At 69.9% G+C, this 10,335-nt stretch carries 11 protein-coding genes; 6 read left to right on the forward strand and 5 right to left on the reverse strand.

The window, feature by feature from the left end:
* The first annotated feature begins 491 nt into the window (after positions 1–491).
* Together ACFWUZ_RS30405 and ACFWUZ_RS30410 are read left to right on the forward strand one after the other, a co-directional pair.
* Positions 492–944: a hypothetical protein gene (locus ACFWUZ_RS30405; RefSeq protein WP_384379963.1), complete on the forward strand. Its 453-nt coding sequence runs from the start codon at positions 492–494 to the stop codon at positions 942–944.
* A gap of 1,138 nt (positions 945–2,082) precedes the next feature.
* Positions 2,083–2,481: an ATP-binding protein gene (locus ACFWUZ_RS30410; protein ID WP_384379966.1), complete on the forward strand. Its 399-nt coding sequence runs from the start codon at positions 2,083–2,085 to the stop codon at positions 2,479–2,481.
* A 114-nt stretch (positions 2,482–2,595) separates the two neighbouring features.
* Here the strand turns inward: ACFWUZ_RS30410 and ACFWUZ_RS30415 are convergent, their stop codons facing one another.
* Positions 2,596–3,021: a profilin family protein gene (locus tag ACFWUZ_RS30415; protein ID WP_384379969.1), complete on the reverse strand. Its 426-nt coding sequence runs from the start codon at positions 3,019–3,021 to the stop codon at positions 2,596–2,598.
* 59 nt (positions 3,022–3,080) lie between these two features.
* Positions 3,081–3,554, reverse strand: a complete 474-nt coding sequence (locus tag ACFWUZ_RS30420; protein WP_384379972.1) for a hemerythrin domain-containing protein — start codon at positions 3,552–3,554, stop codon at positions 3,081–3,083.
* A 418-nt stretch (positions 3,555–3,972) separates the two neighbouring features.
* On the opposite strand from ACFWUZ_RS30420, the gene ACFWUZ_RS30425 reads away from it, so the two are divergent.
* Together ACFWUZ_RS30425 and ACFWUZ_RS30430 are read left to right on the forward strand one after the other, a co-directional pair.
* Positions 3,973–4,389: a CBS domain-containing protein gene (locus ACFWUZ_RS30425; RefSeq protein WP_384379975.1), complete on the forward strand. Its 417-nt coding sequence runs from the start codon at positions 3,973–3,975 to the stop codon at positions 4,387–4,389.
* A gap of 199 nt (positions 4,390–4,588) precedes the next feature.
* The gene (locus tag ACFWUZ_RS30430) at positions 4,589–5,245 is read left to right on the forward strand and encodes an esterase/lipase family protein (RefSeq protein WP_384379978.1); all 657 of its coding nucleotides are present in this window, start codon (positions 4,589–4,591) and stop codon (positions 5,243–5,245) included.
* A gap of 857 nt (positions 5,246–6,102) precedes the next feature.
* Here the strand turns inward: ACFWUZ_RS30430 and ACFWUZ_RS30435 are convergent.
* The 3 genes from ACFWUZ_RS30435 to ACFWUZ_RS30445 all read right to left on the reverse strand — a co-directional run bounded on the left by ACFWUZ_RS30435 (position 6,103) and on the right by ACFWUZ_RS30445 (position 8,332).
* A complete protein-coding gene (locus ACFWUZ_RS30435) occupies positions 6,103–6,474 on the reverse strand; it encodes an STAS domain-containing protein (protein ID WP_384379982.1) in 372 nt (123 codons plus the stop codon).
* Positions 6,471–7,904, reverse strand: coding sequence for a PP2C family protein-serine/threonine phosphatase (locus tag ACFWUZ_RS30440; RefSeq protein WP_384379985.1), 1,434 nt, complete (start codon positions 7,902–7,904; stop codon positions 6,471–6,473). Before ACFWUZ_RS30440 ends, ACFWUZ_RS30435 begins: the two co-directional genes overlap by 4 nt.
* A 203-nt stretch (positions 7,905–8,107) precedes the next feature.
* Positions 8,108–8,332, reverse strand: a complete 225-nt coding sequence (locus ACFWUZ_RS30445; RefSeq protein WP_384379988.1) for a hypothetical protein — start codon at positions 8,330–8,332, stop codon at positions 8,108–8,110.
* A gap of 953 nt (positions 8,333–9,285) precedes the next feature.
* Here ACFWUZ_RS30445 and ACFWUZ_RS30450 point away from each other — a divergent pair.
* Complete coding sequence (locus tag ACFWUZ_RS30450) at positions 9,286–9,564, forward strand: GlsB/YeaQ/YmgE family stress response membrane protein (RefSeq protein WP_384379991.1); 279 nt, start codon at positions 9,286–9,288, stop codon at positions 9,562–9,564.
* A 168-nt stretch (positions 9,565–9,732) separates the two neighbouring features.
* Complete coding sequence (locus tag ACFWUZ_RS30455; RefSeq protein ID WP_384379994.1) at positions 9,733–10,263, forward strand: hypothetical protein; 531 nt, start codon at positions 9,733–9,735, stop codon at positions 10,261–10,263.
* Positions 10,264–10,335 lie beyond the last annotated feature (72 nt).

Genomic DNA, 10,335 nt, shown 5'->3' on the forward strand with positions numbered 1-10,335 from the left:
CGACGGCGGGGCAGGTGACGCCGTTGGCTGCGCGGCACAGCTCCCGCATGTCTCCGGCGCCCGTCCCCGGTTCGGGGCGGACGGGTCGGTGTGGCGCCGGGGTCTTCACCCGCGCCTTCGCCCGCGCCTTTGCCCCGGTCTTCGGTTTTGCTGGGGGAGCCTTGGCCCGCTTCGGGGCGGTGGCTCGGCGGGGCGGGGCCGGTGCTGGCCGGGCCGTCCGGCGGTGTTCGGGCGCGGGGCCGGGCAGGGGGAGAGCGGCAGAGCCGTCCCGGCCCGTACGGCCCGGGGCGCGGCCGGGTTTTGTGGTCGGCCGGTGTCGTGGCGCGGATGCCGGCGGGTGGGGCCGGAGCGGGGTGGCTGGTGACGCGTCCGGGGGCCGCGAGGAGGGCGGCAAGGAGCAGGGGATGAATGAGACCCTCCACGCGCGCATCGGGCCGGGGCTGTCCGGTCCGGCGGTCCCGTGAAGGAGCGATGACGAGGGAGGCCTGCGGGTGACGCTGAGACCACCGGTCGAGCCAGTGCTGGCGCAGGCCGTGGAGTCGGTGCCGGCGCTCGTGCGCGATCTTGCCTTTGAGCAGAAGTTCGACGGGCACAGGGCGCTGCTGTTCACCCCGGCCGAGGCGGGCGGTGGGGTGCTGTTGCGGACCCGGCGCGGGTCGCTGGTCCAGGACCGGTTCCCGGATCTGGTCGCGGCCGCCGAGCAGCTGCCCGTCGGCCTGGTCCTCGATGGTGAGCTGCTGGTGTGGGACGCCGACGCCGGGCAGCTGTCCTTCCAGGGGTTGCAGCGCCGGGCCGCCGCCCGCAGCTGTACCGTTCCCGGGCTGGCGGCCTGGTGGCCTGGACGGCCCACTTCGTGGCCCTCGATGTCCTGCAAACGGACGGGCGGGAGCTCCTCGCCCGCCCGCCCGCGCGTACCGCGCGCGCCTGGAAAACCTGTTCGCTGATCACGGCCTTACTGCGCCGTGGACGCTGTGCCCGATGACCACGGGTTGGCGAAGACGCGGGAGCGGCTGAAGTCGTGGACCGACGTACCCGGCGTCGAAGGCCTGGTCATCAAGCTTCTGACCAGCAAATATCTCCCGCCTGTCGCGGCTGGACCAAGATCCGCCGCCGGGACACCACCGAAGCGATCATCGGCGCTATCACCGGCACCCTCGCACGCCCCCAACTCCTCATCCTCGGCCGTCACGACCCGACCGGACGCCTCCGGCCCATCGGCCGCACGGTCCCACTGCGCCCCGATGCCGCCCCGCCAGCTCGCCGAACACCTGAACCCGCTGGCTCCGGCCACCCCTGGACCGGCGCGACGTTTTCGTCGGCATGGGGCACAAGCGACGTGCTGGACACCACCCTCGCCCGGCCCGGCCTCGTCGCGGAGATCAGCGCCGACACCTCCGTCGACCGGGGGCGGCGTCTACCGGCACCCGATCCGGTACGTGCGCTTGCGCCTGGACGCGACCGTCGATGACGTGCCCCGGTTCGGCGAGGGCTCGACGGCAGCCGTGGGGTGACCACCACGGCGCCCGGGTGGTGAGCTGCCGGAGGGCAGAGACGACCCTGCCTCCGGGCGGTGGAGCAGGGCCGTCTGGCGCGGGCCGCCCCGGAAGATGGACCGGGGGTCCACGCCGTACCGCTCAACGCCTGCGTCCGGCCCCCGAGACACGGGTTGGGGCGCGGCCCCGTCGCGGCCTTCTGGTGGCCAGGGCCGCACCCCTTACCTCCGAACGTACCCGCTGCCTGGAGGCCGGCGGTCAGCCGGTCACGACCAGCCGACCGGTCGGCCCCGAGGAGCGGGCCCGTACCCCCGACTGCAGCGAAAGGAACTCAAGCCAGCCCCGATGGGGGACCGAAGGTGCCTGCTCTGTGGCTGAGACCTGCCACTGCACCGAGGGGTGCGGTCGCCCCAATCGTGCGGCGCAGGGTGGGCGGGCATGCGACCGTGCGACCGTGCGGGCATAAGGCCGGTGCGCTGCTTCGGCGGGGACCGTAGAGTTCTGCCGGATACTGGCGGTATGGCTGAAAGCAGGCGCGATGGGTGGCGACAGGGCAGGCGGGGAGCCTGCACCTCCTCGACCCGGCCTGATGGCGGCGTCTTACCTCTTCAACGGGATGGAGAGGATCGCCGATGCCCGGCGTGCGGCCCTCTCGTTCCTCGACGAGGCTCGCGTCCTCCACGGGCTCGTGGTCTCTGCCCGTGCGGCCGAAGTCGTGGAGCTGATCGTCAGCGAGTTGATCACCAACGCCCGTAAATACGCCCCCGGTCCCCACCGGCTGGCCCTCGAAGTGACAGACGGCGCCGTCGAGGTGAGCGTCTGGGACAGCAACCCCACCCCGCCCGCTCTTCTGCCGCCGGACCCCTTCCGGATCGGCCAGCACGGCCTGGAGATCGTCATCGCCGCAGCCAAGAGCTTCCAGATCTCCCACGACCCCACCGGCAAGCGGATCACTGCCAGCGTGCTGCTCGCCGACGACGACTACTGAACCTGCGGGCCATCCCATCCGACCGGCGGCACGCACCGAGCAGGTCGCAGGGGTGTGATGTGCGGAGCCTGGGACGGCCCCTGGGCCGCCCCCGTCTCCCGGCCTTCATGTCAGCTAGGGCTGCGGCCCGTCCGGGGTAGCGGTCCGGGGTAGGTCGGGGCGGGGAGGGCGGCCGGCGAGGAGGTCGGCGAGGTTCCCGAGGGTGAGCACGGCATCTGCCGGACGGTGCCCCTCGCTGTACAGGCCGACTGTGATGTAGGGCGGGTTCTTGGCGGCGACGACGCCGGTGTTGCCGTGTCTGCCGTGGAGGAGGCGTCGGTCGGCTTCGGCGGCCGTGTAGACCAGGCCCCCGACCGCGATGCCGGTGGTGATGGCGTCGGCGGGCGCGTTGAACAGGCCTGCCAGCAGCCTTCGCTCCCGTGCGGTGGTCAGAGGCTGGCCCACTGATGCGACGAGGGATCCGTCCTCGTGGAGGATCTCAGCGCGCGTCACGGTCCCTGAGTCGATGGCTTCCTGCAGGTACAGCGTGGGTTCGTCCACCTCGGCACCTCTTCTCGTATGCGGCCGTGATCCCAGCCCTGAGGCCGGGCTGCGGGCCCTTACTGGTCGGCGCTGGGGACGCCGAGGGGGTCCGTGGGGGCAGTCTTCTTCGCGGCTTCCATCTGCTCGCCGAGTTCGGTGAGGCGGTTGCGGCCCATGGCCTTGCGGACGTCGGGGAACCACTCCTTCTCCTCTTCCTCGACGTGGTGGCGGACGTTCTCCATGAGGACGGACATCTTCGCGTCGAAGCGCTCGTCGGCCGCGTCGAGGTCCTTGAGCTCGGAGAGCATCCACAGCACGACGTGGTGCTCCTCGACGCTCTCCAGGACGTGGTCCTTGGTGTCGGGGGCAGCTTCGCGGGCGGCGGGGTAGAAGATCTTCTCTTCGATCCAGGTGTGCGTGGTGAGTTCCTCGATCACCTGGTCGACGATCTTCCGCTTCTCCGCATGGGCGTCCTCGTCGGCCTTCTCGAACTGCTTGAAGAGCTTCTCGACCGTCTTGTGGTCTTCCTTGAGCAGCACGATTCCGTCCATCTAGCGTCTCCCTCGCATTGCTGTCCCGGCGGCACCGGCGGCCGCCGGGACACCGTCTACCCGGCCCACGACCGTCAAACGCGGGCGCACGCGGCATTTGCCCCGGAAGGCCCACCGATGGGCCGCCTCCCAAACGCTGTGGTAAGTGCGAGGGCTGCCTTCAGTCATGGGCATGAAAGCGTGGCCCCCGGCCCTCATGCGTGAACTCGTAAGCAGTCCGAACGCATCGGCATCGGCGTCTGGAGAAAACGTCCCGGCGGGCCGGACTGGTCAGTACAGCGGTCAGCGAGCCAGCTGGGGTGGTTGTAGGGCAAATGTCGTTACCCGGCAAGGACAGGGGGCACCCATAGGTCCCGTGGCCGGTCCACGTGAGCGGGCATGGCCGCATCCCCGCAGACGAGAAGAAGGAGTACGACGGATGACGAAGGCCCGCGAGATCATGACGGCGGATGCGACGTGTATCGGCGCCGAGGAAACGGTGCTCGAAGCGGCGAAGAAGATGACGCAGCTGGGAGTCGGCTCGCTGCCGATCTGCGGCACGGACGAGAAGCTCAAGGGCATGCTCACCGACCGGGACATCGTGGTGAAGGTTCTGGGCGCCGGCAAGGACCCCGGCTCGGTGAAGGCCGGCGAACTCGCCCAGGGCGAGGCCATCACCATCGGAGCAGACGACGACGCGGCGGAGATCCTACGAACGATGGGCGAGCACCAGGTCCGCCGCCTGCCGGTCATCGACGGGCACACGCTGGTCGGTATCGTCGCGTTCGCCGATGTCGCCCGCGCGCTGCCGGACGCGAAGGTCGGCGACCTCCTCCAGGCCGTCTCCCAGGACTGACCCCTCGCTGCTCCGTACACGTGACGCTGGGCCCCGCCGTTGGGTGGGTCCCAGCGCCACACTGAGCCAGCGCTTTCGGGGAGGTTCCGCTGGTGTTATGCCGGAGGAGCCGGCGTCAGTCCAGAGCTTGTGCGGTCGGCAGGATTCGGGCGTCCATGTTCTCTTCCCTCATGCGCAGGGCGGCGTCGGCCAGGTCCTGGTGGATGTGTTCCTCGCGCTCATACCCCTCCTTCCCACCCCCGCAGCCGCCGCAGGCGACCAGCACACGGCCGACCGCCTCGATCCGGTCGTCTTCGTCCACGGCTGGAACTCCGACGGTTCCACCTGGCAGACCATGGCCGACCGCTTCCGTGCTGACGGCTGGCCGGCAGGCCACCTCGACCAGTGGACATACAGCGCCACGCAGTCCAACGCCACCACCGCAGAACAACTGGCCGACGAGATCAATCGGGTCCTGGACGCCACCGGCGCCACGAAGGTGGATGTCGTCACCCACTCGATGGGCGCCCTGTCCTCGCGCTACTACCTCAAGAACCTCGACGGTGCTTCCAAGGTCGACGCGTGGGTCTCCCTGGCCGGGCCCAACCACGGCACCGAGACCGCACGCTGGTGCGGCGGTGCCCCCTGCGTGGAGATGCGGCCAGGATCCGCCTTCCTCAACGCCCTCAACGCCGGTGACGAGACCCCCGGCACCCCCCGTTACGCCACCTGGAGCTCGCCCTGCGACAGGATCATCAACCCCGCGAGCAGCGTTGCCCTTACCGGAGCCGTCAACACCACGACCGCCTGCCTCGACCACATGGGACTGCGCACCGACCGAACGGTCTACGGCCAGGTCAAGGCACACATCCGCTAGGCACCGTCGACGGACCGCCCCCTTGCCGGCCGCGCGCCGCCGCCCGGTCGATCCCCGCGGCGGCGTGTCGGCCGTGGCGGTCTGCCCAGGGTTTGCGGCCGTCACGATGCCGGGCGCCGCTACCCGCGTGCCCAGCCCTTGCCGCCTGCCGCGGCCCGGTTTGCCCCCGTGATCAGCCGGTTCGGTTGTAGTCGCTGATCGGCGCCGCGGTCTGGTCGCGGTCCACCGGCCGTACTGCGTCTTGCCTCGCGACAAGGCCGGCCCACTCCCGGCCCCGCCTTCCCTCGCCCCCTCCGGCCGGTCCGTGGGCTGGGCGCTGAACAGGTGTGGCTCGTGTTCGTGTAGGGGTGTGATCGTCGGGCCGTTCATGATGACGCGCACTTTGACCCGCGGACGTGTTGTGGAGGGTGGCTCTGCTGGAGGCTGCCCTGACGGCATCCCCGGCCTGGGCCGGCGGCGTCGGAAACTTCCTGTCCCCGGCCTTCGGCACGAACTGCAACAACCACCACGGCGTCCGGGCTGACGGGGCCACCGCACGGCACCGGAGCATCTACCGGCAATCTTCCGGGGCTCCCCATTTTGGGAGCCCGTTCAACCAATGCGGCAGCGCCGACCTGCTGCCGACGGGCCTCCCCGGCGCCACAGGATCCGGCAGAAACAGCACATCCCGTCACCGACCTCCTCAGCGGCAGCCTCCTGGGCGCTGGCGGCCTCGGCTGAGCAGTGAAGTTCGATGCTCCGTCACCAGATGAGTGGGAGTCCGCGTTGGTCAGCATCACCAACTTCGGGCACCGGGTACGCACGGCTCCCCTGGGCGTGCGTCGAGGTACGCGCGCAGCCTTTCAGGCTATGCGGGGTTATGCGGTGGCTGTGTTCTGGCTGGGGGTGTGTGCGGTGAGGGCGTGGGCGGCGGTGGGGTGGGCGGGTAGCAGGGTGTCGAGGCCGGTGAGGTTCAGCATTCGTTGCAGGCGGTCGGGGACGGCGGCGAGGACCAGGGTGCCGTCGGCGGCTTTGGCGCAGCGGAAGATGCCGACCAGGGCGTTGAAGCCGGAGGAGTCGCAGAAAGTGACGGCCTGGAGGTCCAGGATCAGGTGCCGGTGGCCTTGTTCGATCAGGGCGAGTGCCTGGGTGCGCAGGTGGGGGGCGGTGTCGATATCGAGTTCCCCGGCGAGATGAGCGAGGGCGAGGTCGCCGTCGGTGTGCTGTGCGGTGAGGCGGAAGTCGGTCACGGTCGGCTCTCCGGCATCTCGCCGGCGGGGGCGATGGAGTGGGCGGTGGCAGTGGCGGTGAGGCCGTCCGCGATATCGGTGAGGGGGACGGACAGGGCCAGCAGGGCGACATCGTCGCCGGCCCCGTGGGGCATGGTGTCCAGGAGGCCGACGGTGTCCTCGATGACCGCCGCCGCGCTGACGGGTGCGGTGCGGGCGGCAAGGAAGCGGGTCAGGCCCTCTTCGCCGATCATTTCACCGCCCAGGGTCCGGGCCTCGGTCAGCCCGTCCGAATACAGGAGCAGTCCCTCGCCCGGGGCAAGGTGGAGAGTGTGGGAGGCGAAGTGCGCCTCGGCGAGCGCGCCGATGAGCATGCCTCCCTTGAGCTGCACCGCTTCCACCGCCCCGGAGTCGCGCAGGTGGAAGGCCGGGGGGTGCCCGCCGGTGGCCACCGTCACGGTGAACCCGTCCTTCTCGTGCGGTGCGAGGACGCCGAAGACGGCGGTGCAGAACCGGGTGCCGACCGCCGGGTCCAGCAGCAGCGCCGTGTTCAGCGAGGTAAGAACCACGTCGGGGTCCGGGTCGATGAGGGCTGCGGCGCGCAGGGTGTAGCGGGTCAGAGAGGTCAGGGCTGCGGCTTCGGGGCCCTTGCCGCACACGTCTCCCAGGAAGAACGCCCACCTCTTGCCGCCGAGGGGGAAGACGTCGTAGAAGTCGCCGCCCACGTTCTGGGGGGAGGCGGTGGCGTAGTGGCAGGCCAGCTCCAGCCCCGGCACCACGGGCAGCGCCGGCGGCAGCAGGGTCCGCTGGAGCGTGGAGGCGAACGCCTCGATGGCGCTCTTGTCCCGCTCCGCGCGCTGCCGCGCCTCCTCCTGCTCCCGGCGGCGTTCCTGCTCGGCGCGCAGGGCGTTGAGCGCCGACAGGCGCACCTCCAGCTCGTCGAGCACGATCGAGGCCAGGTCCGCGAGGGTGGCGGTGTCGTCCTCGGTGATCAGGCGGGGCTTGGTGTCGAGGATGTTGACGGTGCCCAGCCGGTGCCCGTCACGGGTGGTGATCGGCGCGGCAGCGTAGAAGCGGACCCCCATGGGCCCGGTGACCAGAGCGTTGGTGCAGGCAACCGGGTCGGTGAGAGTGTCCGGGATCACCAGGGCCTCGTCGGCCAGGACCGCCGAGCCGCACAGCCCCGGCTCGCGGCCGATCTCGCTCACGCCTTCCAGACCGTGGGCGGCCTTGAACCAGATCCGGTCCTCGTCCACGATCGTCACGCTCGCCACCGGCACCTTGAACAGCCGGGCCGCCATCGCCGCGACACGGTCGAACGCGCCGTCCGGCGGGGTATCGAGGATGTCGTAGCGGCGCACCGCTTCCATCCGGGCCGCCTCATCCACGGCACTGAGCGCCTCCCGCCCCGGCGTGCCTGCCGGGCTGGTCGCGTGTCCCGCTTGCGGCATCGTCTGCATCTCCTTGCCGCGCCGGCGTCGGTGCCGACGACTGCGGCAGCCTAGACCAACTTCCACTGGTCAGGACAGAAGGCGAAACGATCAATGCGCGCGAAGCGCATGCCCCAACCGACAAACCCCCTGAGATGGAACAGTGCGCCCACCTCTGCCGCCCTGCAGTCCGGTAGGCGTGGGGCCACGATCCGAAACCCAGCTCAGCCGTGTGTGCGCCTTGCTCGATGAGACGGCGAAGCCCGCCAAGAAGTACCGATCCCCGGTGGGGCCCTCGCCCCGCACATGCTCAAAGAGCGGGTCTCTTCCCCGAGCGCGCCGAGCTGCATCAGGACCACCCGGGCTTCATCGCCGGCGACGAGCTTGAGGCGGGTGGTGCTGGCGGCGTCCAGGAGTACGCCGAGGAAGTCTTCGTCGTCCAGGTCCATGCACGGACCACGCTGTGCCGCGGCCACCGGTCACCACCGCGGCGCCGGCCTGCGGCGGCTGCCTATCCCCGCCGGGGCCTGGTTGTCAGTGCCCGTCCGTAACGTCGAAGAGCGAAGAGGCTGGAGCGGCCGGCCCCGTCGGAATGGAGTACCGGCCATGGGCGAGATCAGCGTAAGCAGACAGCACCTGGACCGGCTGCCCGCCGACAGCACGGGCACCTACGGCGCCTCCCGTCACGAGGCCTTTGCGGAACTCGCGCGACGCACCGCGGCTGCGCCCTGCTACCGAGTTCCTTCCGCTGCTGGCCCAGGCCGCGGACCGGGCGTTGCTCCGGTTCTCCCGTGCGGATCTTCAGGAACAGGCGGCAGCGATGAGCAGGGGTGAGCTGTACGCGCTGCGCGTGAGCGTGACCTGACCTGCGAGACCCCTGGACGACGGGTGCGCGGCCTGGCCGCGGGCAGCCGGACCGTGAGGACGGCGTGCACCGCCCTCCCGTGCCGATGCGGAGACCCCTGAATCTGTCCGTTGGAGGAAGCCATGCCCGCACCCCACGCCGCGTATGCCGTCACAGCCGTTGCGATATCGACCGGCGTTCTGGTGGCCCGCTGGTGGGCAACCAGAACGATCAGGGGCAGAAGCACCGGGCCCAGCGCGGCCCGGGCTCCATGGCGTCGGACCTTGCCCGCTTCCGACGCCGGTGACCGTGCCACCGATCCGCACCCCCGGCTCCTCGGCCTGACGGCCGACCCTGCGCGCCGTGCAACCGACGCCGGGCTGGACCGCCACTGGAGGAACCTCAGTGCGTTCGCCCCGAACCACGTCTCAAGCCGTCGCTACGAACAGCCCTAACGGGCGGGGGCTGCAATGATCAAAAGTTCCGAACGTTTGAAACCTCCGGCGCGGTGAAGACGGTTGTTAACACCGGCTTTATTCATCGAGGTAGGAGAAGCGCATGGGCATCATCGCCTGGATCCTGATCGGACTGCTCGCGGGTTTCATCGCCAAGGCCCTCATGCCGGGCAAGGACCCGGGCGGCGTCATCATCACCATGCTCATCGGCATCGCCGGCGGCCTGCTCGGCGGCTTCCTCGGCAAGGTCATCTTCGGCGTCGACTCCATCGACGGCTTCTTCGACGTCTCCACGTGGATCGCCGCCATCATCGGCTCGGTCATCCTCCTCGCCATCTACCGACTGGTCACCGGCAACAAGCGACACCACAGCCACGCCTGAGCGACCCAGCCCCACCCTCGGATGGAAACGGCCCCGCTTCTTGCGAAGCGGGGCCGTTTCGCCTCCCGACAGACCCAGGCCGCTGTCTCCTCAGAATGCGGCCCAGCGGACAGGCACGCGGCCTGCTGTGGTTCCTCATTCTGGGCTTTCGCGTTCCTGACGGCCTCCATGGGGGCCAAAGCCCACTACCGGCGCGGACGCGACGAACACTCCGGCTGGCACGCCGCCGCCCAGCGCAATCTCTTCAACCGGTTGCTCGGCCAGCTCTACCACTGCAGGGCGGCCGAACAGGACGAGACCGATCAAGCCGGAGGTGGCACCCAGGGAGCCAGGCGTTCCCCGACTGCCAGATTCTCGCGCCAGTGGAACCGGTGCAGGAAGGGAAGCTGGAACGCCTCCCATGCCGTTATCGACGCCTGCGGCAAGCACCTGTCGGACATCACCGTCAGGGGAAAACCGGCAGCACACACGCTCGCGGTGCTGCCTTGCAGACCCTGCCCTGGTTCGGCCGGAACTGGCTTCCGAAGATATGACTGCCTTGACGGTCGGCCATCGCTGTTGAAGCCTCGGGTTGCGGTACATGAAGCCGCGCTTCCCAGAGAGGAATTCACGGCCATGGAGCCGACGAAGGAGCAGCAGGCTGCCCGTGAGGTGTTCGCCTCCGGCCGGGACCTGGCGCTATTGAACTTGATTGGGTGATGTCGGAGCTGTTCGCCTGACAGCTTCCGGACCGTTCCGGTAGCTGTGGGTTGTGAGGTACGCGCAGGGCGG

Source organism: Streptomyces sp. NPDC058646 (genome assembly GCF_042716875.1).
Taxonomy (GTDB): Bacteria; Actinomycetota; Actinomycetes; order Streptomycetales; family Streptomycetaceae; genus Streptomyces.

What these genes read in the sequence shown, in the direction of transcription:
- ACFWUZ_RS30455 (WP_384379994.1), top strand. Translation starts at nt 9,733, where the DNA reads ATGGGGGCCAAAGCCCACTACCGGCGCGGACGCGACGAACACTCCGGC.
- ACFWUZ_RS30410 (WP_384379966.1), top strand. Translation starts at nt 2,083, where the DNA reads ATGGCGGCGTCTTACCTCTTCAACGGGATGGAGAGGATCGCCGATGCC.
- ACFWUZ_RS30450 (WP_384379991.1), top strand. Translation starts at nt 9,286, where the DNA reads ATGGGCATCATCGCCTGGATCCTGATCGGACTGCTCGCGGGTTTCATC.
- ACFWUZ_RS30425 (WP_384379975.1), top strand. Translation starts at nt 3,973, where the DNA reads ATGACGAAGGCCCGCGAGATCATGACGGCGGATGCGACGTGTATCGGC.
- ACFWUZ_RS30440 (WP_384379985.1), bottom strand. Translation starts at nt 7,904, where the DNA reads ATGCCGCAAGCGGGACACGCGACCAGCCCGGCAGGCACGCCGGGGCGG.
- ACFWUZ_RS30445 (WP_384379988.1), bottom strand. Translation starts at nt 8,332, where the DNA reads ATGGACCTGGACGACGAAGACTTCCTCGGCGTACTCCTGGACGCCGCC.
- ACFWUZ_RS30420 (WP_384379972.1), bottom strand. Translation starts at nt 3,554, where the DNA reads ATGGACGGAATCGTGCTGCTCAAGGAAGACCACAAGACGGTCGAGAAG.